Origin of the sequence: Streptomyces sp. NPDC090798, assembly GCF_044768965.1 — a bacterium.
Lineage (GTDB): Bacteria > Actinomycetota > Actinomycetes > Streptomycetales > Streptomycetaceae > Streptomyces.
Genome location: NZ_JBIVXA010000009.1, coordinates 248,019 through 273,904, shown reverse-complemented (window position 1 = coordinate 273,904; position 25,886 = coordinate 248,019). Strand labels below are relative to the sequence as shown.

Sequence of the window (25,886 nt, the reverse complement as noted above, 5' to 3'; positions counted from 1 at the left end):
CCTGAGGCCGCATCCAGCACCGGGCCGCGCAGGCCGCGCACATGGCGGTGCCGCCGGACGGAGTGTCCGGCGGCACCGTGGGCCGGGTGGCGTCAGGAGGCCCAGATCTGGAACTCGGAGACCTGGCCCGCGGGCCAGCCGTTGTTGGCGGTGATGGTGACGCGGTAGTAGCGCTGGGTGGCGGCGGGGAAGGTGAGCGTGACGGTGTTCTTGGTGTTCGGGTCGAAGGTGTAGGCGGCCGAGGACTTCAGGGTGGTGAAGGTGGTGCCGTCCGTGCTGCCGCTGAGAGTGAGGGTCTGGGTGCGGGCACCCCAGGTGGCGGGCAGTTGCAGGACCACGCGGGAGGCGCTCCGCGCCGAGCCCAGATCGACCTGGACCCACTGCGGAAACCTGTTGTTGGCGCTTTCCCAGTAGGAGCCCTGGTTGCCGTCCGTCACGTTCGACGACGGGTATACGTCGGTGTGGCTGGACTCGCTGGTGGGCTTGCCGGCGGCGAGGTTGGTCCCGGTGGTGTCGGTGCCGGTGCCCGACAGGGCCACCGTGGTGGGGTTGTCGGACTGGTTGCCGGTCACGCCAAGGGTGGCGGTGCGGGTGCCGGAGGTGGTGGGTCTGAAGGTGACGGAGACCGTGCAGCTCGCTCCGGCGGCCAGCGAGGTGCCGCAGGTGTTGGTCTGGGCGAAGTCACCGCCTGCGGTGACTTGGGTGATCGAGGCGGTGGCGGTGCCGGAGTTGGTGACGGTGACGGTCCGCGCGGCGCTGGTCGTGTTCACCGCCTGGTCGGCGAAGGTCAGTGAGCCGGGAGACGCGGTCAGGGTGGCCTGCGGTGAGCCGCTCCCCGCGATGAAGCCGAGATGGTTGATGTTCCAGCCGCCGCTGTCCTGGTCGAGAGTCAGAATCTGCCGGCCCGCGGGCAGGACCAGATGCGTGGTCACGGTGGCCCAGGTCTGCCAGTCGCCGGTGGCGGGCAGGTCGACGGCTCCGGTGAGGTCGGCGCCGGAGGCGTCCGACAGGTGCAGCGCGCCTGTCACCGCGGACGGGGCCGCGACCCGGAGGCCGAGGGTGTAGGTGCCGGCCGTGGCGACGTTGACGGTGTAGCGGAACCATTGTCCGCCACCGGTCCAGCCCAGGTTGTAACCGCCGCCGGTGTCCGAGGCGTTGTCGAGGTCCACCCCGTCGGCGCGGTAGGAGTTGGCGTTGCCGTTGACGGAGGTGACGTTGTAGGCCACCCCCTGGCCGCCGGTGTCGTAGTCCTCCGCCTGCACCGTGCCGGGCACGGCGGCCGCGGTGCCGCCGTAGGGGCCCTCGGGAGCGGCCGGCGGCCAGTGGTTGTCGCTCAGCGTGGCGACGAACCCGCTGGAGTTGTTGACGAAGGCCGAGGCACCGGCACTGAGCCCGGTGACCGTGTTGCCGGTGATCGTCGCGGAACCGGTGGGCGCGGGGTAGAACGACGGTGAGATCGCGATGCCGTTGCGGCCGGGGCCGCTGACGGTGTTGTCCTGGAGCAGGGTGTTGGTCGAGGTGGAGAAGGCGATCCCGTCGTAGAGGGAGTCGGTGACGGTGTTTCCGGTCACCGTGACCTTGTCGACGGTCCCGGTGTTCTGTCCGTCGCCGCCGTTGCCGATGTGCAGGGCGGGCTGGCCCTGGCTGTAGGCGTTGCCGCCGGAGCGGACCACGGTGTTGCCCGTCACGGTCGCGGACAGCAGGTCGCTGCCGTTGACACCGAAGCGCCCGGCTCCCAGACCGATGTAGCGGGCCGTGTCGCTGATGTAGTTGTCCTTGACCTGGTGGCCGCTGCCCCCGTAGATCCCGACACCCTTGCCGCCCCACGGTGCGATCGAGGTGTTGTCGCTGACGGTGACATTGTTCATCGGGTTGTAGTACGTCTTGGAACCGTCGCCGTTGGTGTTGTAGTCCACCGAGTTGATGGCGATCGCGTCGTCCCCGGTACCGCGGACGAAGTTGCCGGTGACCGTCAGGTCGTTGCCGGTGTCCGCGCCCAGCGACACGTTGTTGACGTTGATCCCGTCCGCCCAGATCGACGTCAGCCTGCTGCTCTTCACCGTCCCGCCGGTGCCGGAGGCCCAGAAGCCCGACATGGTGTGCTGGGTCCAGATGCCGTCGGCCAGCCAGCCGGTGCCGGTGGTGTCCATCGCGCCGCCGTCCCCGCCGATGGTGCTCCGGCTGACGGCGTTGGCGTCGATGTGGAAGTTCCGCACGGTGCAGGAGGTCAGGTCGAACAGTGCCGCCAGCGGCGTGCTGTTGGGGACCGGGACGTCACGGTAGACCGTGCTGTACCACAGGCCCGCGCCCGCGATGGTGATCCCCTGTGCGTTCAGCCCGGCGGTGCCCTTCACGTAGAAGGTGCCCTGGGGTATCCACAGGATCTTGCCCTGCGACTGCGCCTGGTCGATGCAGTTCTGGATGGCGGCCCGGCTGTCCACCGACTGGCTGTCGGCCGCGCCGTTGGTCGGATTGTTGTCCGCCACCGCGCCGCAGCTCGTGATCGAGATCGAGTTCGCCGGCTGTGTCAGCGGCGCCGGCGGGTTCTCCACGTCGACGGAGTCCACGTCGTAGAAGGACGCGCTGTTGTCGGAGTCCTTGCGCAGCGAGAACGTGGCGCCCGCCGGGATCGGGGACCCGGTGACGAAGGTGTGCGACTCGTCCCAGAAGACCCTCGGGTCGCCGTCGGCCGGGTTCTGGTTGTCGCTCGTGTTGTAGTTGCCGTTGCCCTCGTACACCCAGCTCTGCCGCGAGTTGAGGTTCAGCGCCTGCCGGAACACCCCGTTCACGTACAGGTCCAGCGTCCCGGTGACACCACCGCCGGATGCCGAATCCGGGATGCTCGCGCGGACGTTGAGAAACGAGATCGGCTGCCCGGTGGTGTTCGTCCACTGCACCGACTGGCCCGTGTCGCCCAGGTGGACATAGGAATGACCCGAAGCCTCCAGGGCGGCGCTCGAGTACTGCGTCGTCGGCGCCGAGGTCAGCGACCGTACGGCCGCGCCTCCGCCCGGCGTTCCCGCCTCGGCCTCGTAGACCGAGAACGGCGTCGTCGCACCCACCGCCGCGTGCGCCTGCCGGGGAGCGGAGGCCGTCGGGCCGGCCCGGAGCGCCTTGGACGGCGGCGCTCCCTGGGTGGCGGCGGCCGGTAAGACGGACACGCACATCGCGCCGACCGCGGCGACGACTGCCACCGCCAGTCGGCGCCCGGCGCGGCGGATGCCGCGCCACGGTCTGGGGATCGTCAGCATCTGATGCTCCTTCAAGGAGAGCGGGAAACCGGCGCCCCGACCGTACAGAGCCCCCATCCACCCCGCTAGATTCTGACGAAGCAAAGAATGAACCACGCAAGATTTCGCAAGTTTCTTGCTGAAGTCCGCAAATCCCGGATGGAACGCGGCGCGGTCCCTCGGCGGACTTCGTCTTCTCCCACCAGCCTTCCGCTGCCGCCAGAGGCGCACGGCTCCTCGGTGAACAGCGGGAGGGGCCTCTTGGACGTTCGGACCAGCGCCGACGGCCACCCGGTGTGGAAGCTTCGGGCCCTCGGCCGGGGCTGCGCCTGGTGCGTCGACTGGGCACGGGTGGCCCTCACCGCGCTCCGCTCTGCGGGGCGGGCCAGTATCTGGCACCCGTCACAGGGTGCAGTTGTTGCATTGTCGGTGCTGAAGGCCGGCGCGAGTACGAGCACCCCGCCCACGGTGGCGAGTGTCGTCTTCACGGCCAGGCAGGCGTCGTTCGCGACCGCGTTCCCGGTCGCCGTACTCAGCACGTATTTCCCGAGCATCACCTCGTAGTCGCAGAACGCACCAAGAGATTCGGTGACCCACTCGGCTGCGCCGCACACCTGACACGAGGTGATGTCTGCGGCGAGGTTGGTTTCGGGGTCGTTCAGCCAGTTGTTGAGGACGCGCGTCCCGGACTCGCTGACGTAGTAGGTGCAGCCAGTCACGCCGCACTTCTGGATGGCACGCTCGGGATTGGGTGCTTGCCGGGGGTCAGGGTCCGGGTGCGGCGCGTTGGCCCATCGATCCAGCGCCTTGATGGTCCGGGGCCCCGCGATTCCGTCCTCGGCAAGGTGATAGACGCGGCGTTGCGAACGACGCCGCGCGCGCCCCCTGGCGGCGCCTTCCAGGCGCCTAACCGGAGGAGGCCGGTCAGAGTCCCGCGATCGTGTTCCAGCGCTTGGCGAACTCCGTGCGTTCCGTGGACGTGATGTCGCGGGCGATCGCCAGCCGCTTCCGCATGGTGGCGTCGGGGAAGATCAGCGGGTTCTCGGCGAGGGCGGCGGTGTCCTCGTCCTTGGAGGAGGCGAGGATGTGCTGGGCGGCCGGGACCGGGCAGACGTAGTTGACCCAGGACGCCAGTTCGGCGGCGACCTCGGGCTCGTAGTAGTAGTCGACGAGCTTCTCGGCGTTGGCCTTGTGGCGGGCCAGGTTGGGGATCATCAGCGAGTCGGACCACAGCTCGGCGCCCTCCTCGGGGACGACGAAGCGGATGTCCGGGTTGTCCGCCTGGAGCTGGATCACGTCTCCCGAGTACGCCTGACAGGCCAGTACGTCACCGCTGACCAGGTCCTTGGTGTAGTCGTTGCCCGTGAAGCGGCGGATCTGGCCGCTGTGCACGTACTTCTCGACCTGGTCGCAGATCTCGTGGAAGTCGTCGGCCTTCCACGAGGTGATGTCGACGCCGTTGCCCTGCATGAGCAGCGCGAACGCCTCGTCGAGGCCGGAGAGCAGGGTGACCCTGCCCTTGAGGTCGGAGGCCCACAGGTCCGAGACGTGGCTGATCTCGCGACCGAGCTTGCGGTGGTTGTATGCGATGCCGGTGATACCGGACTGCCACGGCACGGTGGACCTGCGGCCGGGGTCGAACGCGGGACGACTCAGCAGCGGGTCAAGGTACTTGGCCACGTTCGGCTGCCTGGCGCGGTCCATCTCCTGCACCCAGCCGAGCCGGACGAAGCGCGCGCACATCCAGTCGCTGATGACGATCAGGTCGCGGCCGGTCTGCTGGTGGTTCATCAGGGACGGGCTGATCTTGCCGAAGAACTCGTCGTTGTCGTTGATCTCCTCGATGTAGTCGACGGAGATCCCGGTGCGCTTGCGGAAGGCGTCCAGCGTGGGCCGCTTCGTGTGGTCCTTGTCGTCGGTGTCTATGTAGAGCGGCCAGTTCGCCCAGGTCAGCCGCTTGTCGCGGGCCGAGAGGTCGGCTCCGGCGCGATCACCGGGTGACACATACGCGGCGGGCACCCCGCAGCTCGCGAGGGCCCCGAGCGCCGCACCCCCGCCCAGGGCGCGCAGCAGGGACCGGCGGGACAGGGGCGAGGTCTTCCGAATCTCTGGCACCCCGGCAGCATGCCTGGTGCGACTCGGCGCGAACAATGGACGCTGCGTCGAGCGGTCGCGTGCCGACCCGACACCCTGTCAATCGCCTGGTTACCGGGCGGTTACCCAACTCCCCGCGCCTGCCTCACGGTTGTGACGTACGGCGTTGTCGGCATGGCTGACCACCAGGCGCTCCTTGAACTGCGGATCCCCGAGCACGGGCGAGTACGCCGTCGAAGGTGTCGGCCATGGCCTTGAGCTCGTCGTGGTGACCCGGGCCTCCCGTCGCTCACGACCAGCGGCAGCCGGCGCGCCTGACCATCGCGAGGGGGGAACACCGCGGCCCCGGACGGGGTCAACTCCCGTCCGGGGCCGCGCGGTTCACACCGTACGCATTACGCGTCCAGCGACGTCATCACGTGCTTGATCCGCGTGTAGTCGTCGAAGCCGTACGCCGACAGGTCCTTGCCGTAGCCGGACTTCTTGAAGCCGCCGTGCGGCATCTCGGCGACCAGCGGGATGTGGGTGTTGATCCACACGCAGCCGAAGTCGAGGGACTTCGACAGGCGCATCGCGCGGCCGTGGTCCTTCGTCCAGACCGAGGAGGCGAGGGCGTAGTCGACGCCGTTGGCCCACTCGATGGCCTGGGCCTCGTCCGTGAAGGACTGAACGGTGATGACCGGCCCGAAGACCTCGTTCTGGATGATCTCGTCGTCCTGCTTGAGGCCGGAGACGACGGTCGCGGCGTAGAAGTAGCCCTTGTCGCCGACCTGCTGGCCGCCCGCCTCGACCTTGGCGTGCGCGGGCAGGCGCTCGATGAACCCGGCGACCTGCTTGAGCTGGTTCGGGTTGTTCAGTGGGCCGTAGAGCACGTCCTCGTCGTCCGGCTGGCCGGTCTTCGTCTCGGCGGCGGCCTTGGCCAGCGCGGCGACGAACTCGTCGTGGATGGACTCCTGGACGAGGACGCGGGTGGCGGCCGTACAGTCCTGGCCCGCGTTGAAGAAGCCCGCGACCGAGATGTCCTCGACGGCCTTGGCGATGTCGGTGTCCTCGAAGACCACGACCGGGGCCTTGCCGCCCAGCTCCAGGTGGACGCGCTTGACGTCCTTGGCCGCGGATTCGGCGACCGAGATGCCCGCGCGTACGGAGCCGGTGATGGACGCCATCGCCGGGGTCGGGTGCTCGACCATCGCCCGGCCGGTCTCGCGGTCGCCGCAGATGACGTTGAAGACGCCCTTGGGCAGGATGCCGCCGATGATGTCGGCGATCAGGACGGTGGAGGCGGGGGTGGTGTCCGAGGGCTTCAGGACGACCGTGTTGCCCGCCGCGAGCGCCGGGGCGAACTTCCACACCGCCATCATCATCGGGTAGTTCCACGGCGCGACCTGCGCGCAGACGCCGATCGGCTCGCGGCGGATGATGGACGTCATGCCCTCCATGTACTCGCCGGCCGAGCGGCCCTCGAGCATCCGCGCCGCGCCCGCGAAGAAGCGGATCTGGTCGACCATGGGCGGGATTTCCTCGGACCGGGTCAGTCCGATCGGCTTGCCGGTGTTCTCGACCTCGGCGGCGATCAGCTCCTCGGCCCGCTCCTCGAACGCGTCCGCGATCTTCAGGAGGGCCTTCTGGCGCTCGGCCGGGGTCTGGTCGCGCCAGGCAGGGAAGGCCGCGGCGGCGGCCGCCATGGCGGCGTCCACGTCGGCCTGACCGGACAGCGGCGCGGTCGCGTACGCCTCGCCGGTCGCGGGATTGACGACCTCGGTGGTCCGCCCGTCGGCGGCGTCCCGGAACTCACCGTCGATGTAATTGCGCAGACGACGCAGCTCGGTGCTCACTGCCGGCCCTCCAAGTTCAGGTGTCCAATCGCTGAGACACCCACCCTAATCCGTGGGCCCACGTTTTCAACACCCCCAGTCACCCCTTGACTGCGAAATCCGCAAGCTACGCCGTCGTAAACAACGAATTTCATCGCTACAGCCTTGCGGAACCGTCGAGACGTCGTGCACAGTGAGCTCGTGGCCAGTCGAAGCGCAGACCCCAGGGACTCCACCCGCGAGTCCAGGAACGGCAGTCCCCAGCTGGACTCCGTGTCCCTCGCCATCATCGAGCAGCTCCAGCAGGACGGACGCCGTCCGTACGCCGCGATCGGCAAGGCCGTCGGCCTGTCCGAGGCGGCCGTGCGCCAGCGCGTGCAGAAGCTGCTCGACCAGGGCGTGATGCAGATCGTCGCCGTCACGGACCCGCTCACCGTGGGCTTCCGCAGGCAGGCGATGGTCGGCGTCAATGTCGAGGGCGACCTCGATCCGGTGGCCGACGCGCTGACCGCCATGTCGGAAGTCGAGTACGTGGTGATGACCGCGGGCTCGTTCGACATCCTCGCGGAGATCGTCTGCGAGGACGACGACCACCTGCTGGACGTCATCAACAAACGCATCCGGGCCCTGCCCGGGGTGCGCTCCACCGAGAGCTTCGTCTATCTGAAGCTCAAGAAGCAGACCTACATGTGGGGAACCCGATAGCCGTGAGCACACAGGACCTGAGCAAGACCGCGTACGACCACTTGTGGATGCACTTCACCCGCATGTCCTCGTACGAGAACGCGCCCGTTCCCACCATCGTCCGTGGTGAGGGCACCTACATCTACGACGACAAGGGCAAGCGCTACCTCGACGGTCTCGCGGGCCTGTTCGTGGTCCAGGCGGGCCACGGCCGCACCGAACTCGCGGAGACGGCGTTCAAGCAGGCGCAGGAGCTGGCCTTCTTCCCGGTGTGGTCCTACGCCCACCCCAAGGCCGTCGAGCTCGCCGAGCGCCTCGCGCACTACGCTCCGGGCGACCTGAACAAGGTCTTCTTCACCACCGGTGGCGGCGAGGCCGTCGAGACCGCGTGGAAGCTGGCCAAGCAGTACCACAAGCTCACCGGCAACTACACGAAGTACAAGGTCATCTCGCGCGCGGTCGCCTACCACGGCACCCCGCAGGGCGCCCTGTCCATCACGGGCCTGCCGGCTCTGAAGGCCCCCTTCGAGCCGCTCGTCCCGGGCGCGCACAAGGTGCCGAACACGAACATCTACCGCGCCCCGATCCACGGTGACGACCCGGAGGCCTTCGGCCGCTGGGCCGCCGACCAGATCGAGCAGGAGATCCTCTTCGAGGGCCCGGAGACCGTCGCGGCGGTCTTCCTGGAGCCGGTACAGAACGCCGGCGGCTGCTTCCCGCCGCCGCCCGGCTACTTCCAGCGCGTGCGCGAGATCTGCGACAAGTACGACGTGCTGCTCGTCTCCGACGAGGTCATCTGCGCCTTCGGCCGGCTCGGCACGATGTTCGCGTGTGACAAGTTCGACTACGTCCCGGACATCATCACCTGCGCCAAGGGCATGACCTCGGGCTACTCCCCCATCGGTGCCGCCATCGTCTCGGACCGGATCGCCGAGCCGTTCTACAAGGGCGACAACACCTTCCTGCACGGCTACACCTTCGGCGGCCACCCGGTCTCCGCGGCCGTGGCGCTCACCAACCTCGACATCTTCGAGCGCGAGGGCCTCAACCAGCACGTGCTCGACAACGAGGCCAACTTCCTCCAGACCCTCCAGAAGCTGCACGACCTGCCGATCGTCGGCGACGTCCGCGGCAACGGCTTCTTCTACGGCATCGAGCTGGTGAAGGACAAGGCCACCAAGGAGACGTTCACGGACGAGGAGTCGGAGCGCGTGCTCTACGGCTTCGTCTCCAAGAAGCTCTTCGAGTACGGCCTCTACTGCCGCGCCGACGACCGCGGTGACCCGGTCATCCAGCTGTCGCCGCCGCTGATCTCCGACCAGTCGACCTTCGACGAGATCGAGGGGATCGTCCGTCAGGTGCTGACGGAGGCGTGGACGAAGCTCTGATCTTCCTCCCGGATGATCAACAACGGCCCCGGTGCCGCCCGTTCGAGTGAGAATGGGCGCCCCGGGGCCGCGTGCTGTCCGGCCTCCCGCCCCCGACTCCCTAGCGTGCCCAGTGACCGATCGGCCCTGCCTTCGTTCCCTCGTCCGGGGGATTGGCAGCGCAAATCAGATCTGAACCGAGGTGTACGCGATGGTGGCCCCGCCGGACAACGACGTGCTCTGGGCACGTGCCCTGCACGTCAAGCACAACGGCTCGCCCGCGCTCAGCGGTGTCTCGCTCGGCATCCGCGAGGGCGAGATCCTCGCCGTCGGCGGCCCACGCGGCAGCGGCAAGACGACCCTGCTCCGGTGCCTGTCGGGGCAGCTGCTGCCACAGCAGGGCGAGGTCTGGTTCAACAGCGCGCCGGTGCACACCATGGGCCTCGTCACCCGCGAACGACTGCGCCGCGACCGCTTCGGCTGGATCGACCCCACGCCGGTGCTCGTACCGGAACTGAACGCCTGGGAGAACGCGGCGCTGCCCCTGATGCTGCGCGGCCACGGCCGCCGGGCCGCCAAGACCGCCGCCCTCGAGTGGCTGGAACGCCTGGACATCGGCCACTGCGCCCGCAAGCGCCCGCACGCCCTGCTCCAGGCCGAACGCCAGCGCGTCGCCATCGCCCGTGCGCTCGTCCCCGCCCCCACGGTGCTCTTCGCCGACGAACCGACCGCCCCGCTGCACCGCGCCGACCGCGCGCACGTCCTGCGCACGCTCACCGCGGCGGCCCGCTCGCACGGCATCACGGTCGTCCTGGCCACCCACGACACGGACACCGCGGCCCTCGCCGACCGCACGGTGTCACTGCTCGACGGACGGCGCGTGAACACCGTCCACCTGCCCCCTGTCGCCGAGACGGAAGGCCGGGCCGCGTGCTCGCTCTCCGTCTAGCCCGCGGGGCACACCCCCTCGTCCAGGTGCGCAGACTGCTGGTCGCCACCGCCTCGGCGGGCACCGGCTTCCTGCTCCTGTGCACGCTGGGGTACGCGATGGCGCACCCGGACCCCTCGGCCGGCGCGGCGCTGCGGCTCCTGTGGTGTCTCGCGCCCGCCGCCGCCACCGTGCACTTCGCGGTCGCGGTCGCCCGTACGGACCCGGGGACCAGGCCACGCCCCGGGCTCTCGGCGATCGGACTCGGCCCCGGCCGGCTGATGGCGATCTCGGCGGTCACCACCGCCCTGTCGACCACGCTCGGCTCGATGCTCGCGCTGCTCGTCTTCCTGCACCTGCGCGGCGACCTGCCCGGCATGCCCTTCGACGGCGGCGCGGCGGCCTTCCTCGCCTCCGACCACCCGCTGCCGCTGCCCGCGGCCCTGACCCTGCTGCTCCTGGTCCCGCTGGCCGCGTCCGTGGCGAGCGCGGTGGTGCTACGGCCGCGGGGTTCCTGGCCGGCCCGCCCCCGACGAGCGAGGGCCAACGGCGCCTCCCCCCGCAAGCCGTCCCGTACGCCCTCCCGTACGCGCGCCGAGGCCGGCCCGTACGCCGACCAGCCGGGGCGCCCACTGGACCCGCAGCAGCCCGCCCCTCCGCTGCCCGCCCCCGGCGGGCTGCCCTGGGGCACGGCCGTCCTCGCGGCAGGCCTCGCCGTGGAGACGTACGCGAGCCGTTCGGGACCGGCACCCGGTCTGGCGCTGCCCGGCCGGTTCGCGGGCGGCCCCGCCGGGGTGCTCGGCGGCTGGACCCTGACCGCGCTCGGGCTGATCCTCGCCGGCCCCGCGATCACGCACCTGTGCGGGAGGCTGCTCCAGGCCGTACGCCCCGGCGTGCTGCGGCTGCTCGCCGGGCGCGTCCTCCAGGAGGAGGCCCGGCGCATCGGGCGCCCGCTCGGTGTGGTGTGCGCGGTCGCGTCCGGCGCGTACGCCATGGCGACGGTGTACTCGGGGGCGCGGCCCTCGTTCGGTCCGCTCAGCACGCTCGGGGCGCTGCTCGTGGCCGGGTGCACCCTCGCGACCCTGCTGACCGCGGCGGTCGAGGCCAAACACGCGCGCGCCGACACCACGGCGGCGCTGCTGCGTCTGGGGGCACCGACCACGGTGCTGCGGGGCGCCGCGCTGCTTCGCGCGGGCGCGCTGCTCGCCGCGTTCGGGCCGCTGACCTGGGCGGTCGCGGAACTGGCCGCGATGCCACTGGCGCGCTGAGCACGCGTAAGTACTTCCCTCCCGCTTCTTTCCGGCCGGGCGATGAGTTCCGCGCGGAGCGGCGGTCTACCTCTGCGCACGGCACCACATCACTTCACCCTCACCGGGAGACACCCCTCATGTACCAGCAGATGATCTTCGTGAACCTCGCTGTGAACGACGTCGACGCCTCGAAGAAGTTCTTCACCGAGCTCGGCTACACGATCAACCCGCAGTTCACGACGGACGACTGCGCCTGTGTCGTCATCAGCGACACGATCATCGCGATGCTGCTGAGCAAGCAGCGCTACGCGGACTTCACGAAGAAGGAGATCGCGGACCCGACGAAGACCAGCGAGGTGCTGCTGTGTCTGAGCGCCGAGAGCCGCGCGAAGGTCGACGAGCTCTGCGACAAGGCCCTCGCGGCGGGCGGCTCGGGGACCCGGGAGGCCCAGGACCAGGGCTTCATGTACGGCCGCACCTTCGACGACCTGGACGGCCACACGTGGGAGGTCATGTGGATGGACCCGGCCGCGGTCCAGGGCTGAGCACCCTCCTGGGGGGACGCCCACGCGCGTGTCCCCCCTCGTAGGTGGAACCCCTAGCATGGCCGTGTGCAGCCAACTCCCCTTCACGCCGCCCATGACCGCGAGATCGAGTCCCTCGCCGAGTTCGACAAGGTCGTCTCGGAGCACGGCTCGCTCGCCCAGTTCCGCGTGCAGGCGGTGGATCTGACGGACCGTACGGACGCCCTGCTCGCCGTGGACACCGCGGGCGCCGTCTTCCTCGGCTGCCCGATGGACCCCGAGGCGGCGGCACGGGTACGGGCCACCGGCGCGCTCGTCTTCCCGCCCATACCCGGACTGCCCTTCGACCCCTACCGCGGGCTGCTCTACTCCCCGGACGAGCTCTTCGCGTCGCTCGACGCCGGCTACGAGGCGACCCCGGACGCCCGCGCGTACGCCTGGTTCCAGCAGACCAAGACCGACGGCGACGTCTTCGCGTCGATGCTGCGCGCGATCCACGACGACTCGGTGTCGGACGCGCTCGACGAACTCCTCGTCGGCACCCGAGTCGTGGGCGTGATGGGCGGTCACGCGATGGCACGCGGCACTGAGGCGTACGAGGGCGCCGCACGCCTGGGGCGCGAACTGGCGCGCGCCGGACTCACGGTCGCCACCGGCGGCGGCCCCGGCGCGATGGAGGCCGCGAACCTCGGCGCGTACGCCGCCCCGTTCGACGACGAGATGCTCACCGAGGCGCTGCGGATCCTCGCCGAGGCGCCGTCGTTCACCCCCTCCATCGGCGACTGGGCGCGGGCCGCCTTCGCCGTGCGCGAGCGCTGGCCGGACGGCGGCCCCTCCGTCGGCATCCCGACCTGGTTCTACGGCCATGAGCCGCCGAACGCCTTCGCCGCCCACATCGCCAAGTACTTCGCCAACGCGACCCGGGAGGACGGGCTGTTGGCCCGCTCGAACGCGGGTGTCGTCTTCCTGCCGGGCGCCGCCGGGACCGTACAGGAGATCTTCGACAACGCGACCCCGAACTACTACGAGTCGCGCGGTGAGCCCACCCCCATGGTTCTCGTGAACCGTGCGCATTGGACCGAAAAACACCCCACTTGGCCCCTTCTCCAATCCCTTGCCCGTGAACGGTCCATGGAGTCCCGGATCGCACTGGTGGACCGGATCGAGGAGACACCGGAGGCGCTCAAACGCCTCGGCGGTTAATGACAAGGCAAAGCCGACGGCACGGCAGGGCATATGCATTGACAGCCCTTAGGCGGCACTTATAAACCTGTGAGGCCCGAGGGGGCCCTGTTGACACAGCAGAACCCCCCTTAAACCCCCCGCAGTTGCGCATTCTGTGAAGGGCAATCGTGTCCATATCTCGCCGTACCGCACGTTCCGTGCGAATCCTCGGTGTTGCCTCCGCCACCGCCGCGCTCGCGCTCGGTGCCGCCGGCAACGCCCTTGCTTGCAACATCAGTGAGTTCTCCGCCGAAGCCAAGTGCGATGGCACCAAGGGCATCATCTCCGTCACGGACGTGGATGCCTCCGGCGCCAAGGCGACCGTCTCCGTGTTCCTGGAGTCCAATGGCGCCGACGCGAAGAAGGTCGGCGAGCAGGAAGTCCAGGGCTCGCGCCAAGGCGTCACCATCACCTTCGCCGAGGACTGGAAGCCGAACGCCACGTACCGCGTCCACGTCAAGGCCGGAAACCAGGTCGACGCGGACATCAAGGAGAACGTGACCGCTCCGTCCACGGCCTGCGCGACCGAGTCGCCCTCGCCGTCGGCCTCGGAGACCCCGAAGCCGTCAAAGACCCCGTCCTCGCCCGCCTCCTCGGGGACGCCTTCCGCGAACCCCTCGGAGTCGGAGAGCAGCGCCGCGCCCGCGACGCCGGGCGACAACGCCCCGTCCCCCGCGGCCGGCAGCTCCAACCTCGCCGAGACCGGTGCGAACTCCAACACGCCGATGATCGCCGGTATCGCCGGTGCCCTCGTGGTGGTCGGCGGCGGAGCGGTGTTCTTCGGCATGCGTCGCCGCGGCGCCTCGAAGTCGAGCTGAAACGCACACCGTACGTCTGCGTGAAACGTGTGGCCCGTCCCTCTCGAAGGGGGCGGGCCACACGCCTGTCCGGCTGCGCCCGGCTCGGGCCTGTCCGTTGCTGGCGTGCATGTGGATGCTGCGGCCCCGGGCCGCGAGATTCGCCCGGGCCGCGAGGTTCGCCCGGGCCACGCAGTTCGGCCGCAGCATCGTGCGGCTGTGTCCGCTGCACGAACTCGATGATCCCCAGCCACTCGTCGATCGCGTCCGCGGCCACATCGGGCGCCACCTCGTACGGCGCGCCCCGGCCGCCGGCGTCGCGTCGGCGCGGTGGATCACCAGCTCCCTATGGCGCCGACGGCTCCCCGAGCACGACGATTTCGGCCGCCTCGAACACCACGCCGACCTCGTCGCCGGGCGCGGGCGCCTCCCGCAGCGCGCACGCCGCCTCGATCCGCGGCGCGTTTTCCGGCTTCAGCTGTACGGCGACGTGGGTGCCCCGGAAGGTGCGTGCGGCCACGGTGCAGCGCAGCCCGTCCGCGGGGGCGACCAGCCGTACGCCCGCGGGCCGTACGAGGAGCGTGCCGGGGCCCTGAGCGGTGCCCGCCGGCACCGGGACCTTCCCCCACGGAGTGTCGGCGAGCCGATCGCGCACCCTCGCCGCGACCACGTTGTCGAAGCCGAGGAAACGGGCCACGAACTCGTCCGCCGGGTGCTGCCAGACCTCAAGTGGCGTGCCGGACTGGGCGATCCGCCCCTCGCGCATCACCACGACCCGGTCGGCGAGCGCGAAGGCCTCGCCCTGGTCGTGGGTGACGGCGAGCACGGTCGTACCCAACTCGCCGAAAAGCTGCCGGAGTTCGACGACGAGCCGCTCCCGCAGCGAGCGGTCCAGCTGACCGAGCGGCTCGTCGAGCATCAGCAGCCGGGGGCGCGGGGCGAGCGCGCGGGCCAGCGCGACCCGCTGCTGCTCACCACCGGAGAGGGCGGCGACGGCGCGCGCCCGGGCCCCGGGCAGCCCCACCAGCTCCAGCAGTTCCTCGACCCGTGCGCTCTGTCGGCCCTTCGACGCGCCGTGCATCCGCAGCCCGAAGGCGACATTGCCGCCCACGTCCCGCTGCGGGAAGAGCTGATGATCCTGGAACATGAGGCCGACGCCCCGCTTGTGCGCGGGGACCCCGGCCTGGTCGCGTCCCGCCAGGAGCACGCGGCCCGCGTCGAGCGACTGCAGTCCGGCCACCGCCCGCAGCAGCGTGGACTTGCCGCTGCCGCTCGGTCCGAGCACACACACGATCTCGTGCTCGGCGACGTCGAGGCCGACGGCGTCGAGCACCGGCCGACCGCCGAAGCGTACGGTCGCGGCCTCGACCCTCAGCAGGGCGTTCCGCCCCCGGGGACGCTCCGTCGGCGTCCGCTCCCGCGCCTTCTGCCTCTCCTGCGCCTCCTGCGTCTCCTGCACCGCTCCTGTCGCTCCTGTCGCCTCTGTCGCCTCTGTCGTTTGCTTCGCGGGCCGCGCCATCAGAACTCCCCCGTCCGGTCGGTGCGGATGCGCTCCAACAGCAACAGGGCCACCGCGCACACCACCATCAAGATCGTCGAAAGGGCCATCGCCTGGCCGTAGTTGAGGTCACCCGCACGCCCGAGCAACCGGGCCACGGCGACCGGCAGGGTCGGGTTGTCGGGCCGCGCGATGAAGACCGTCGCCCCGAACTCGCCCAGCGACACGGCGAAGGCGAACCCCGCCGCGATCAGCAGCGCCCGCCGCACCATCGGCAGGTCGACCTCCCGCCACACCCGCCAGGGCGACGCTCCGAGAACGGCGGCGGCCTCCCGGAGCCGTCCGTCCACCGCCCGCAGCACCGGCAGCATGGTGCGTACGACGAAGGGGACGCCCACCAGTGCCTGCGCGAGCGGCACCAGGATCCAGGAGGAGCGCAGGTCCAGCGGCGGTTCGTCGAGCGCGATCAGGAAGCCGAACCCGACGGTCACGGCGGACACGCCGAGCGGCAGCATCAGCAGCGCGTCGAAACCCCTTACGAGACGCCCGGTCCGCCTAGTGAGCGCGGTGGCCGCCAGACCGCCGATCACGACGGCGATGGCCGTGGCGGCGAGCGCGTACTCCAGCGAGTTGCCGATCGCCGCGATCGGCGCCACCAGGAAGACGCCGCTGTCGGACGAGGTCAACGCCTTGTAGTACGCGAATCCGTAGCCGCCGGGTGCGTCCAGGGACCGCTGGACCAGCACCCCGAGCGGCAGGACGAGGAGAACGAGGATGCTCGCCAGGACCCCGCCCAGCAGCGCCCACTGACCGGCCCCGCGGGGTCGGCGCGCGGTCGTCTCCGGAGCCACCAGACGCAGGGCGGTCTCCCGGCGGCGTACGGTCCAGGCGTGCACGGCGAGGATCGCGCCGACCGCGACGAACTGGACGATCGTCAGCACCGCCGCGGTCGCGAGGTCGAAGATCTCCGAGGTCTGCCGGTAGATCTCGACCTCGAGGGTGGAGAAGGTCGGGCCGCCGAGGATCTGCACCACACCGAACGAGGTGAAGGTGAAGAGGAAGACCATCAGCGCGGCGGCGGCCACGGCCGGGCTCAGCGCCGGCAGCGTCACCTTGCGCCAGGCCGCGAAGCGGGAGGCACCCAGCATCCGCGCGGCCTCCTCCTGACGCGGGTCGAGCTGCGACCAGAGCCCGCCGACGGTCCGTACGACCACCGCGTAGTTGAAGAAGACGTGCGCGAGCAGAATCGCCCAGACGGTGGTGTCCAGCCGTACGCCCCACAGCTGGTCGAGGAGTCCGCCCCGGCCCACCAGGGCCAGGAACGCCGTACCGACCACGACCGTCGGCAGTACGAACGGGACGGTCACCAGCGCCCGCAGCACCTGCTTGCCCCTGAAATCGAAGCGTGCGAAGACATACGCGCCGGGGAGCGCGATCAGCAGCGTGAGCACCGTGGAGGCGAGCGCCTGCCAGGTGGTGAACCACAGGACGTGCCGGATGTCGGACTGCGCGAGCACCTCACCGATCCGTCCGAACCGCCAGGCCCCGTCGGTCTTGAGGCCGCGGGCGACGATCGCGGCGACGGGGTAGGCGAAGAAGACGGCGAAGAACGCGACGGGCAGGGCCATCAGCCCGATCCGCGTCGCGCTCTCCTTGCGGCTCCTTCGAGGCGCTACTTCAGTACGAGCGAGGTCCACGACTTGACCCACCGGTCACGATTGTCAGCGATCTTGGCGGGGGCCAGGGTCTCGGGGTGCTCGGCCTGCGGGCCGAACTTCACGAACACCTGGGGCACCTCGGCGGTCTCACGGACCGGGTACACGAACATGTTCAGCGGCATGTCCTCCTGGAACCTGAAGCTGATGAGGAAGTCGAGGAGCGCCTTGCCGCCCTTGGTGTTCTTCGCGTTGCTCAGCAGCCCCGCGTACTCGACCTGGCGGAAGCAGGTGCCGCTCGCGACCCCGGTCGGCGCGGTCTTCGGCTGGGGGTCGGCGTAGATCACCTCGGCGGGCGGGGAGGAGGCGTACGAGACGACCAGCGGCCGGTCGGCCTTGGCCTTCTTCCCGCCCGCGGACCCGGAGAATTCGTCGTTGTAGGCCTGCTCCCAGCCGTCGACCACCTTCACGCCGTTGGCCTTGAGCTTCTTCCAGTAGTCCTGCCAGCCCTCGTCGCCGTACTTCGCGGCGGTCCCGAGCAGGAAGCCGAGGCCGGGCGAGGACGTGGACGCGTTCTCGGTGACGAGGAGGCTCTTGTACGCGGGCTTGATCAGGTCGTCGAAGGAGCTCGGCGGGGCCAGCTTGTGCTCGCTGAAGTAGGCCTTGTCGTAGTTGACACAGATGTCACCGGAGTCGATGGGCGTGACCCGGTGCTTGTCCTGGTCGATCCGGTACTGCTGGACTATCTGGTCGGAGCCCTTGGCCTCGTACGGCTGGAACAGCCCGTTGTCGAGCGCACGGGACAGCAGGGTGTTGTCGACGCCGAAGAAGACGTCGCCCTGCGGATTGTCCTTGGTGAGGATGGCCTTGTTGACGGCCTGCCCGGCGTCGCCGTCCTTGAGGACCCTGACCTTGTAACCGGACTGCTTCTCGAAGTCCCGCAGCACGCTCTTCGACACGGCCCACGAGTTGTGGCTGACGAGCGTGACGGTCTTGGAGTCCCCGGCGCCGCCGCTGTCGGAGGACCCGCACGCGGACAGCGTGACGAGGCCCAGCCCGATGACGAAGGCCGTGGTCGTCCTCTTGGTTATCACTGAATTCCTCCTGGGATGACCAGGAAGAGACGCGGCCCTGCCCGGGATCCTCGGAAGGTTCCCGGGCAGGGCGCAACAGCTTGAGTGATGCCCGAACTTCCTACCCAGAATGACCTGGGCAAGGTTCAGAGGGTCTGCGGCCCACCGGTGCTCCGGCTACCGCACTCTCAGCGCTGTGGCGCTCCCCTGTCGGAATATGAAGATGTCGGAATATGAAACTGCAACTGCTAACCGCACTGACTGACAGTGTCCGGGCACTGGCCGACGCTGGCCGGAGTTGACCCGCGCTGACCGGCGCCGGCTGAAAAGGCACTGCCAGGCACTGCCGCCGATCAGACTATCGCTCGGTCGCGGCCAGCTGTCCGCATGCCCCGTCGATCTCCTGGCCCCGGGTGTCGCGGACGGTCACCGGCACCCCGTGAGCCGCGATCGCCTCGACGAACGCCTTCTCGTCCTCGGGCCGCGAGGCGGTCCACTTCGAACCCGGCGTCGGGTTCAGCGGGATGAGGTTGACGTGCACGGGCTTGCCCCTGAGCAGCCGCCCGAGCCGGTCACCACGCCATGCCTGGTCGTTGATGTCCCGGATGAGGGCGTACTCGATGGACAGGCGGCGCCCGGACTTGGCCGCGTACTCCCAGCCGGCGTCCAGCACCTCGCGCACCTTCCACCGCGTGTTGACGGGGACGAGGGTGTCGCGCAGTTCGTCGTCAGGGGCGTGCAGCGAGATGGCGAGGCGGCACTTGAAGCCCTCGTCGGAGAACCGGTGGATGGCGGGCACCAGCCCGACCGTCGACACGGTGATCCCGCGCTGCGAGAGCCCGAGCCCGTCCGGCTCGGGGTCGGTGAGCGCGCGGATGGCGCCCACGACCCGCTTGTAGTTGGCGAGCGGCTCGCCCATGCCCATGAAGACGATGTTGCTCAGCCGCGCCGGGCCGCCCGGGATCTCGCCGTCCCGCAGGGCCCGCATCCCGTCCACGATCTGGTGCACGATCTCGCCCGTGGACAGGTTCCGGTCCAGCCCGGCCTGTCCGGTGGCGCAGAACGGGCAGTTCATCCCGCAGCCCGCCTGCGAGCTGATGCACATGGTCACCCGGTCCGGGTAGCGCATCAGCACGGACTCGACGAGCGTGCCGTCGAACAGGCGCCATAGGGTCTTGCGGGTGGTGTCCTGGTCGGTCGACAGATGCCGCACGACCGTCATCAGCTCGGGAAGCAGCGCCTCCTGGAGCTTGCCGCGCGCGGCGGCCGGGATGTCCGTCCACTCCGCGGGGTCGTGCGCGTACCGCGCGAAGTAGTGCTGCGAGAGCTGCTTGGCGCGAAACGGCTTCTCACCGATCGCGGCAACCGCCTCCTTACGCTCGGCGGGCGTGAGGTCGGCGAGGTGCCGCGGCGGCTTCTTGGCTCCGCGGGGGGCGACGAATGTGAGTTCTCCGGGCTTAGGCATGGCTGTACCAGTGTCGCAGATCGATTGGTGTGACCCGCGGCCCTGGTTTCGGGGGTGATCGTCGACGGTCCGGCTGGCGTCCGGCGCTGGGTCGGGGCGGCCGGTTTATTGGGCCATTTGCGGGTATTTGAGTGATATGAGCACTGCATTGATGTACTTGGCGGAGCCCAGCGGTCTGTTCAGCGTCGCGCTGTTCGTGATCGCGGTGGCCCTCATCGCGCTCCTGGCCGGCAGCTTCTGGCTGAACTGCCGCATGCGGTCCCGCGCACCGCGGCTGCCGCGCGCCGAGGAACAGCCGCACATGCCGCAGGGCGGCCCGGTCCGCGAGACGCGGGAGATCCGGGAGCCCGCCGAGGTACCCAAGGTGGCCAAGGGCCAGCACGCTCTCACCCCGTATGAGCTGACCCACATGTCGACCCGCACGAGCCCGTCGCAGAAGCGAGGACGCTGGCACGACGGGGGCGGCGGCTCGTTCGGCAGCGGTGGCCTGGGCCACCACTGACGCCGGCCCGTCGGCCACCCGACGAAAAGGGGCCCGCCGCCCTGTGGACGACGAGCCCCTCTCCGACGTGTGCGCAGGTCAGCCGGATCCCACGAAGAGCACCAGCAGCAGCCAGACCACCGGCGCCGTCGGCAGCAGCGAGTCCAGCCGGTCCATGATGCCGCCGTGCCCCGGCAGCAGGGTGCCCATGTCCTTGATGCCCAGGTCCCGCTTGATCATGGACTCGCCGAGGTCGCCGAGCGTGGCGGTGGCCGCGACCGCGAAGCCCAGGATCAGCCCCTGCCACCACGTGCCGTCCTCGATCAGGTACTGCATGCACAGCGCGCCCCCGACCATCGCGAAGGTGACCGCTCCGAACAGGCCCTCACGGGTCTTGCCGGGGCTGATGCGCGGCGCCAGCTTGTGCTTGCCGAAGCGCCAGCCGATCGCGTACGCGCCCGTGTCGCTGACGACCGTCAGCAGCAGGAACGTCAGGACGCGGCGCGGACCGTCGTCGGCGGTCAGCATCATGGCCACGAACGTCGCCAGGAACGGCACGTAGAAGGCCGCGAAGACGCCCGCCGTGACGTCCTTGAGATAGCCCTCGGGCGGTTCCGTCATCCGCCAGACCAGGACCGCCAGCGCGGTGAGCGCCATCGCCACCCACGCGCCCTCGGCGCCCCGGACGTAACCGGAGACGACCATCGCCGCACCGCCCACCGCCAGCGGGACGAGCGGCGCCTTGATGCCCTTGCGCTCCTCGAGCCGTGACGTGAGCTCCCACAGGCCCACCACCACGGCGACCGCTATGACCCCGACGAACACGGCCTTGACGACGAACAACGACGCGACGATCACCGCGCCGAGCCCGACGCCGACCCCTATCGCGGCACCCAGATCGCGTCCCGCACTCTTCTTCTGCGGTGCGGGGGCGGGCTGTGGGGCGGGGCTGGGCATGGGCTCCTGCGGCTTCTGCGACGGGGTCCCGAGGGATCCCGCCGACGGGGTGTCGTCGCGGAACAGGGGGCCACTCAGCCGAGCGGCCCCCCGGTCGTCATCCTGGTCTCCGCCGTGTGCGGGTACGTCGGGCACGATGGGCATGGGGCGAGTCTGCTGCGCGTTATGCGCATCGTATGCGGGACCCGCCGGGGCTGCCCCCTGGACAGGCCCCTGCTCGGACGGCCCCCAGTACCCGGCTTGTGGCGGCGCCCCCCAGGAAGAGTCGTTCATCAGACCTCGAGCAGCTCCGCTTCCTTGTGCTTCAGGAGCTCGTCCACCTGTGCGACGTACTTCGCGGTGGTGTCGTCGAGCTCCTTCTCCGCGCGGCGGCCCTCGTCCTCGCCGACCTCGCCGTCCTTGATCAGCTTGTCGATCGCGTCCTTGGCCTTGCGGCGGACCGAGCGGATGGACACCTTGGCGTCCTCGCCCTTGGTCTTGGCGACCTTGATGTAGTCCTTGCGGCGCTCCTCGGTCAGCTCGGGGAACACCACCCGGATGATGTTGCCGTCGTTGCTCGGGTTGACGCCCAGGTCGGAGTCGCGGATCGCCTGCTCGATGTTGCGCATCGCGCTCTTGTCGAACGGGGTCACCACGGCCATGCGCGGCTCCGGCACCGAGAACGAGGCCAGCTGGTTGATCGGCGTCAGCGCGCCGTAGTAGTCGGCCACGATCTTGTTGAACATCGCCGGGTGCGCACGGCCGGTGCGGATCGCGGCGAAGTCCTCCTTGGCGACCACGACGGCCTTCTCCATCTTCTCCTCGGCCTCGAGGAGGGTCTCTTCGATCACCACTTGCTCCTGCGTGTCTGAGTAGGCCCGGCAGCTGCTCCTCGTCGGGGTGGCGGCCGGCTGCGTCGCGTCTTATTCCTGCACGGTTCCGGACCGGCAGGACATTGTCCATCCCCCGGTCAGGGTCCATCCCCGGCCCGGGCTTGTCCCCGGCCGAGGTCGGTCCCGGTCAGGGCCGGCCGCTTTGGTCACCCACGAGTGTGCCGATCTTCTCACCCTTGACGGCCCGCGCGATATTGCCCTCCGCCAGGAGCTCGAAGACCAGGATCGGCAGCTTGTTGTCGCGGCACAGCGTGATGGCGGTCATGTCGGCGACCTTGAGGTCGCGCGTGATGACCTCGCCGTAGCCGAGCGAGTCGAACTTGACGGCCTCGGGGTTGGTCTTGGGGTCGGAGTCGTAGACCCCGTCCACGCCGTTCTTGCCCATCAGCAGGGCCTCGGCGTCGATCTCCAGGGCGCGCTGGGCGGCGGTGGTGTCGGTGGAGAAGTACGGCATGCCCATACCGGCGCCGAAGATGACCACACGGCCCTTCTCCAGGTGCCGTACGGCGCGCAGCGGGATGTACGGCTCGGCGACCTGGCCCATGGTGATGGCGGTCTGCACACGGCTGTCGATGCCCTCCTTCTCCAGGAAGTCCTGGAGGGCGAGGCAGTTCATGACCGTGCCGAGCATGCCCATGTAGTCGGAGCGGGCCCGGTCCATGCCGCGCTGCTGGAGCTCGGCGCCGCGGAAGAAGTTGCCGCCGCCGATGACGACGGCGATCTGGGCGCCGTCGCGCACGACGGCCGCGATCTCGCGGGCGATCTTGTGCACCACGTCGGGGTCGACGCCCAGCCCGCCGCCGCCGGCGAACGCCTCACCGGAAAGCTTCAGCAGAAAGCGGCCCGCGCCTTTGCCGTCGTCGGTCTTCTCGCCCTTGTCGGCCTGGGTGGTGGTCATGGAGATCTCCTCATGGTGCACATACGAAGAAGGCCATTGCCGGTGGGGTGTTGTCTCCCATACGCGGCAATGGCCTCCTCGTCAGATCTGCTGTCGTCCGTCACGCACGCGCGCGTGTCGGCGTACGCGGACGACTGCTGCCGACCCTATAGGGGCCGCGCGTCGATCGCGGTACGGACTCAGATGCCGACCTTGATGCGCACGAAGCGCTTCAGGGTGACACCGGCCTCGTCCAGGACCTTCTGGACGGACTTCTTGTTGTCGAGCGCGTACGGCTGACCGAGGAGGGTGGCCTCCTTGAAGAAGCCGTTGACGCGACCCTCGACGATCTTCGGGAGGGCGGCCTCGGGCTTGCCCTCGGCGCGGGTGGTCTCCTCGGCGACGCGACGCTCGGACTCGACGACCTCGGCCGGGACGTCCTCCTTGGAGAGGTACTTCGGCGCGAAGGCGGCGATGTGCTGCGCGACACCCTTGGCGAGGTCGGCGTCGGCCTTGTCCAGCTCGACCAGGACACCGATCTGCGGGGGCAGGTCGGGCATGGTGCGGTGCATGTACGCGGTCACGTAGGCGCCGGAGAACTGGGCGAAGCGGTCCAGGACGATCTTCTCGCCCAGGTTGGCGTTGGCCTCGTCGACGAACGCCTGAACCGTCTTGCCGGGCTCGATCTCGGAGCCGAGGAGCGCCTCGAGGTCGGCCGGGGAGGTCTTGACGACGTGCTGGGCGATCTCGTTGGCGACGGCCTGGAACTTCTCACCCTTGGCGACGAAGTCCGTCTCGCACTTCAGCTCGACCAGGACACCGGAGGTGTTGTCGTCAGCGATGATGGAGACCACGGCGCCGTTCTCGGCGGAGCGGCCTTCGCGCTTGGCGACGCCCTTCTGGCCCTTGATGCGCAGCGCCTCGACGGCCTTGTCGACGTTGCCGTCGGCCTCGTCCAGCGCCTTCTTGCAGTCCATCATGCCGGCGCCGGTGAGCTCACGGAGCTTCTTGACGTCGGCGGCGGTGTAGTTCGCCATGATTCCTGGAATCTCTCTCGAAGTCTGAAGATCTACGGGCCGAACGGCGGGGGCTCGGTGTGCCCCCGCCGTTCGTGACCCGAAGGGGTGAGGGGTCAGGCCTGCTCGGCGTCCGCGTCCGCGGCCGGAGCCTCGGCCTCGGCCTCGGCGACGGGGGCCTCGGCGGCCGGCGCCTCGGCGGCGGCAACCTCGGCCTGCTCGGCGTCGGCGACCTTCTCCGTCTCGGCGGAGGTCTGGACCTCGGCGTCGTCGGCCTTCTTCTCGCCCTCGAGCAGGTCGCGCTCCCACGCGGCGAGCGGCTCGCCCGCGGCCTTGTCACCCTCGGCCTTGCCGGCACCGGAGCGGGAGATGAGGCCCTCGGCGACAGCGTCGGCGATCACGCGGGTGAGCAGGGTGACGGAGCGGATCGCGTCGTCGTTGCCCGGGATCTTGTAGTCGACCTCGTCGGGGTCGCAGTTGGTGTCGAGGATGGCGACGACCGGGATGTTGAGCTTCCGGGCCTCACCGACCGCGATGTGCTCCTTCTTGGTGTCCACGATCCAGACGGCGCTGGGCACCTTCTGCATCTCGCGGATACCACCGAGGGTCTTCTCCAGCTTGGCCTTCTCGCGCGAGAGCACGAGAAGCTCCTTCTTGGTGAGACCGGAAGCGGCGACGTCCTCGAAGTCGATCTGCTCGAGCTCCTTGAGGCGCTGCAGACGCTTGTAGACGGTGGAGAAGTTGGTGAGCATGCCGCCCAGCCAGCGCTGGTTGACGTAGGGCATGCCGACGCGGGTGGCCTGCTCGGCGATGGCCTCCTGCGCCTGCTTCTTCGTGCCGACGAACATGACCGTGCCGCCGTGGGCGACGGTCTCCTTGACGAACTCGTAGGCGCGGTCGATGTACGACAGCGACTGGAGCAGGTCGATGATGTAGATGCCGTTGCGCTCCGTGAAGATGAAGCGCTTCATCTTCGGGTTCCAGCGACGGGTCTGGTGACCGAAGTGGACGCCGCTTTCCAGCAGCTCCCGCATCGTGACGACGGCCATGGCCGTTCTCCTTGGTGTTCTCGGTTGTGCCGCGTGTGCCGGACGGCACTCGCGCCTGACGCCCGCGATGCGCCTTGCCACGAGGGACCGAGGGGCGCTGACACCGGCTTTTGATGGCCGGATGTCGGGGCGTGCGAAGTCGACCCGGTGACCCGGATCGCCACGAGAAGTGTACGGGACCCGGAAGGCGCAGGGTGACGCCGCTGTCCACAACCGGCCGGTGGTCCACAGATCCCGGCCATGATCCGTCGGATGCGGGACCGTTCTCGCATGCGAGCGAAACGATGTGTGCGCACGTGGCTGGGGTTGCTGTTGGGAATCACGGTGACCGTGCTGGGTGCGCTGAACCCCTCAGCCCTGGCCCGGGCGAACGGTCCGGCGCCGCCGTCTCCCGCCGGTCCCCCGGCCTCCGACGCGCCGGTTCCGCAGCTCGCCCACCTCTGGCCGGTGGGTCTGCGCCCCTCGGTCCTGCGGGGCTGGGACCCGCCGGCGACGCCGTACGCCCGCGGCCATCGCGGGGTGGACCTCGCGGCGCCCCCGGGCGCCCCGGTCCGCTCCGTCGCGGTCGGCCGCGTCTCCTTCGCCGGGCGGGTCGCGGGCCGTGGAGTGGTCGCCGTCGAACTGACGGGCACGGGCGCTCCGCCCCTGCGCACGACCTTCACCCCCGTACGGGCGACGGTGCACGAGGGCGACGAGGTGGCCGCGGGCGAGGTGCTGGGCACGCTCGAACCGGGCGACGCCCACTGCGGAACGTCATGTCTGCACTGGGGCCTGCGAAGAGACAGAACCTACTTGAATCCCCTGTCCCTGCTCCCACCCTGGCTCCTGCGCGGGGGCCCGTCCCGCCTGCTCCCGGTGCCGAGCGTCCGGCGACAGCCGTCCGGGTCCCCGACCCTCCTGCCGTGAGAGCCGCTGACCCTCCTGCCGTGAGAATCGAGGAAACCACCGCCCGCGGCCACGCTTCAGGCCTGGGCGCCCGGCCCGCGCGGACTCAGCCCCGCGAGGGCACGTACGACCGGCACCCTTGGCGC

General features: G+C 69.7%; 22 protein-coding genes, 1 pseudogene and 1 riboswitch. Of the genes and pseudogenes, 10 read left to right on the top strand and 13 right to left on the bottom strand.

Translation table 11 applies throughout. From position 1 onward, the window contains the following. Positions 1 to 92: 92 nt before the first annotated feature. On the bottom strand, positions 93 to 3,251 hold the full coding sequence (locus tag ACIQTP_RS21680) for a discoidin domain-containing protein (RefSeq protein ID WP_403401872.1): 3,159 nt from the start codon (positions 3,249 to 3,251) through the stop codon (positions 93 to 95). Positions 3,252 to 3,491: 240 nt separating this feature from the next. Here ACIQTP_RS21680 and ACIQTP_RS21675 point away from each other — a divergent pair, with 240 nt between their 5' ends. Further along, on the top strand, positions 3,492 to 3,794 hold the full coding sequence (locus ACIQTP_RS21675) for a hypothetical protein (RefSeq protein ID WP_403401870.1): 303 nt from the start codon (positions 3,492 to 3,494) through the stop codon (positions 3,792 to 3,794). 360 nt (positions 3,795 to 4,154) lie between these two features. Here ACIQTP_RS21675 and ACIQTP_RS21670 read toward each other — a convergent pair whose 3' ends face one another. Together ACIQTP_RS21670 and ACIQTP_RS21665 are read right to left on the bottom strand one after the other, a co-directional pair. Continuing rightward, positions 4,155 to 5,345 (bottom strand): spermidine/putrescine ABC transporter substrate-binding protein, encoded by a 1,191-nt coding sequence (locus tag ACIQTP_RS21670; protein WP_403401868.1) that lies wholly within the window; start codon positions 5,343 to 5,345, stop codon positions 4,155 to 4,157. 374 nt (positions 5,346 to 5,719) lie between these two features. After that, complete coding sequence (locus ACIQTP_RS21665; RefSeq protein ID WP_402049663.1) at positions 5,720 to 7,159, bottom strand: gamma-aminobutyraldehyde dehydrogenase; 1,440 nt, start codon at positions 7,157 to 7,159, stop codon at positions 5,720 to 5,722. Between the two features lie 165 nt (positions 7,160 to 7,324). Between ACIQTP_RS21665 and ACIQTP_RS21660 the strand changes: the two genes are divergently transcribed. From ACIQTP_RS21660 to ACIQTP_RS21630, 7 genes are all read left to right on the top strand, one after another. Continuing rightward, the gene (locus ACIQTP_RS21660) at positions 7,325 to 7,843 is read left to right on the top strand and encodes an Lrp/AsnC family transcriptional regulator (RefSeq protein WP_054235338.1); all 519 of its coding nucleotides are present in this window, start codon (positions 7,325 to 7,327) and stop codon (positions 7,841 to 7,843) included. Next, positions 7,828 to 9,210 (top strand): aspartate aminotransferase family protein, encoded by a 1,383-nt coding sequence (locus ACIQTP_RS21655; RefSeq protein WP_402049659.1) that lies wholly within the window; start codon positions 7,828 to 7,830, stop codon positions 9,208 to 9,210. Before ACIQTP_RS21660 ends, ACIQTP_RS21655 begins: the two co-directional genes overlap by 16 nt. A 190-nt stretch (positions 9,211 to 9,400) precedes the next feature. Further along, a complete protein-coding gene (locus ACIQTP_RS21650; RefSeq protein WP_403401866.1) occupies positions 9,401 to 10,138 on the top strand; it encodes an ABC transporter ATP-binding protein in 738 nt (245 codons plus the stop codon). Continuing rightward, positions 10,120 to 11,385 carry a hypothetical protein gene (locus ACIQTP_RS21645; protein ID WP_403401864.1) on the top strand — a complete coding sequence of 422 codons (1,266 nt, stop codon included), beginning with the start codon at positions 10,120 to 10,122 and terminating at the stop codon, positions 11,383 to 11,385. Before ACIQTP_RS21650 ends, ACIQTP_RS21645 begins: the two co-directional genes overlap by 19 nt. Before the next feature lie 119 nt (positions 11,386 to 11,504). Further along, complete coding sequence (locus tag ACIQTP_RS21640) at positions 11,505 to 11,912, top strand: VOC family protein (protein ID WP_403401862.1); 408 nt, start codon at positions 11,505 to 11,507, stop codon at positions 11,910 to 11,912. 66 nt (positions 11,913 to 11,978) lie between these two features. After that, entirely contained in the window at positions 11,979 to 13,094 is a 1,116-nt protein-coding gene (locus tag ACIQTP_RS21635) for an LOG family protein (RefSeq protein WP_403401860.1), read from the top strand. Positions 13,095 to 13,243: 149 nt separating this feature from the next. After that, positions 13,244 to 13,933, top strand: a complete 690-nt coding sequence (locus tag ACIQTP_RS21630) for an LAETG motif-containing sortase-dependent surface protein (protein WP_403401858.1) — start codon at positions 13,244 to 13,246, stop codon at positions 13,931 to 13,933. A 160-nt stretch (positions 13,934 to 14,093) separates the two neighbouring features. Here ACIQTP_RS21630 and ACIQTP_RS21625 read toward each other — a convergent pair. From ACIQTP_RS21625 to rlmN, 5 genes and pseudogenes are all read right to left on the bottom strand, one after another. Next, positions 14,094 to 14,275 (bottom strand): annotated as a pseudogene (locus ACIQTP_RS21625) (hypothetical protein); the annotation flags it as partial. Beyond that, positions 14,259 to 15,290 (bottom strand): ABC transporter ATP-binding protein, encoded by a 1,032-nt coding sequence (locus ACIQTP_RS21620; RefSeq protein WP_403402027.1) that lies wholly within the window; start codon positions 15,288 to 15,290, stop codon positions 14,259 to 14,261. The pseudogene ACIQTP_RS21625 and the gene ACIQTP_RS21620, both read right to left, overlap by 17 nt. 140 nt (positions 15,291 to 15,430) lie before the next feature. Then, a complete protein-coding gene (locus ACIQTP_RS21615; protein WP_403402025.1) occupies positions 15,431 to 17,107 on the bottom strand; it encodes an ABC transporter permease in 1,677 nt (558 codons plus the stop codon). Continuing rightward, positions 17,083 to 18,156: a thiamine ABC transporter substrate binding subunit gene (locus ACIQTP_RS21610; RefSeq protein WP_403402023.1), complete on the bottom strand. Its 1,074-nt coding sequence runs from the start codon at positions 18,154 to 18,156 to the stop codon at positions 17,083 to 17,085. The genes ACIQTP_RS21615 and ACIQTP_RS21610 overlap by 25 nt, the downstream gene beginning before the upstream one ends. 82 nt (positions 18,157 to 18,238) lie before the next feature. Beyond that, a riboswitch (TPP riboswitch) is annotated at positions 18,239 to 18,357 on the bottom strand. 139 nt (positions 18,358 to 18,496) lie between these two features. Next, positions 18,497 to 19,603 (bottom strand): 23S rRNA (adenine(2503)-C(2))-methyltransferase RlmN, encoded by a 1,107-nt coding sequence (rlmN, locus tag ACIQTP_RS21605; RefSeq protein ID WP_054235438.1) that lies wholly within the window; start codon positions 19,601 to 19,603, stop codon positions 18,497 to 18,499. Positions 19,604 to 19,739: 136 nt separating this feature from the next. Between rlmN and ACIQTP_RS21600 the strand changes: the two genes are divergently transcribed. Then, positions 19,740 to 20,105, top strand: a complete 366-nt coding sequence (locus ACIQTP_RS21600) for a DUF6479 family protein (protein WP_403401857.1) — start codon at positions 19,740 to 19,742, stop codon at positions 20,103 to 20,105. A 78-nt stretch (positions 20,106 to 20,183) separates the two neighbouring features. Here ACIQTP_RS21600 and ACIQTP_RS21595 read toward each other — a convergent pair whose 3' ends face one another. The 5 genes from ACIQTP_RS21595 to rpsB form a co-directional block, all read right to left on the bottom strand. Next, positions 20,184 to 21,314, bottom strand: coding sequence for a phosphatidate cytidylyltransferase (locus tag ACIQTP_RS21595; RefSeq protein WP_168511606.1), 1,131 nt, complete (start codon positions 21,312 to 21,314; stop codon positions 20,184 to 20,186). Next, positions 21,314 to 21,871, bottom strand: a complete 558-nt coding sequence (gene frr, locus ACIQTP_RS21590) for a ribosome recycling factor (RefSeq protein WP_054235439.1) — start codon at positions 21,869 to 21,871, stop codon at positions 21,314 to 21,316. Before frr ends, ACIQTP_RS21595 begins: the two co-directional genes overlap by 1 nt. Positions 21,872 to 22,040: 169 nt before the next feature. After that, positions 22,041 to 22,811: a UMP kinase gene (pyrH, locus tag ACIQTP_RS21585; protein WP_403401854.1), complete on the bottom strand. Its 771-nt coding sequence runs from the start codon at positions 22,809 to 22,811 to the stop codon at positions 22,041 to 22,043. Between the two features lie 179 nt (positions 22,812 to 22,990). Then, positions 22,991 to 23,827 (bottom strand): translation elongation factor Ts, encoded by an 837-nt coding sequence (gene tsf, locus ACIQTP_RS21580; RefSeq protein WP_402046039.1) that lies wholly within the window; start codon positions 23,825 to 23,827, stop codon positions 22,991 to 22,993. A gap of 95 nt (positions 23,828 to 23,922) precedes the next feature. Further along, positions 23,923 to 24,855, bottom strand: a complete 933-nt coding sequence (gene rpsB / locus ACIQTP_RS21575) for a 30S ribosomal protein S2 (RefSeq protein ID WP_403401852.1) — start codon at positions 24,853 to 24,855, stop codon at positions 23,923 to 23,925. Positions 24,856 to 25,125: 270 nt separating this feature from the next. On the opposite strand from rpsB, the gene ACIQTP_RS21570 reads away from it, so the two are divergent. After that, positions 25,126 to 25,761: a murein hydrolase activator EnvC family protein gene (locus ACIQTP_RS21570; RefSeq protein WP_403401850.1), complete on the top strand. Its 636-nt coding sequence runs from the start codon at positions 25,126 to 25,128 to the stop codon at positions 25,759 to 25,761. Positions 25,762 to 25,886: the final 125 nt, after the last annotated feature.

Coding starts and splice junctions, on each gene's coding strand:
- ACIQTP_RS21680 (WP_403401872.1), bottom strand. CDS start 3,251: ATGCTGACGATCCCCAGACCGTGGCGCGGCATCCGCCGCGCCGGGCGC.
- ACIQTP_RS21650 (WP_403401866.1), top strand. CDS start 9,401: ATGGTGGCCCCGCCGGACAACGACGTGCTCTGGGCACGTGCCCTGCAC.
- ACIQTP_RS21640 (WP_403401862.1), top strand. CDS start 11,505: ATGTACCAGCAGATGATCTTCGTGAACCTCGCTGTGAACGACGTCGAC.
- rlmN (WP_054235438.1), bottom strand. CDS start 19,603: ATGCCTAAGCCCGGAGAACTCACATTCGTCGCCCCCCGCGGAGCCAAG.
- ACIQTP_RS21600 (WP_403401857.1), top strand. CDS start 19,740: ATGAGCACTGCATTGATGTACTTGGCGGAGCCCAGCGGTCTGTTCAGC.
- ACIQTP_RS21595 (WP_168511606.1), bottom strand. CDS start 21,314: ATGAACGACTCTTCCTGGGGGGCGCCGCCACAAGCCGGGTACTGGGGG.
- pyrH (WP_403401854.1), bottom strand. CDS start 22,811: ATGACCACCACCCAGGCCGACAAGGGCGAGAAGACCGACGACGGCAAA.
- tsf (WP_402046039.1), bottom strand. CDS start 23,827: ATGGCGAACTACACCGCCGCCGACGTCAAGAAGCTCCGTGAGCTCACC.
- rpsB (WP_403401852.1), bottom strand. CDS start 24,855: ATGGCCGTCGTCACGATGCGGGAGCTGCTGGAAAGCGGCGTCCACTTC.
- ACIQTP_RS21570 (WP_403401850.1), top strand. CDS start 25,126: ATGCGAGCGAAACGATGTGTGCGCACGTGGCTGGGGTTGCTGTTGGGA.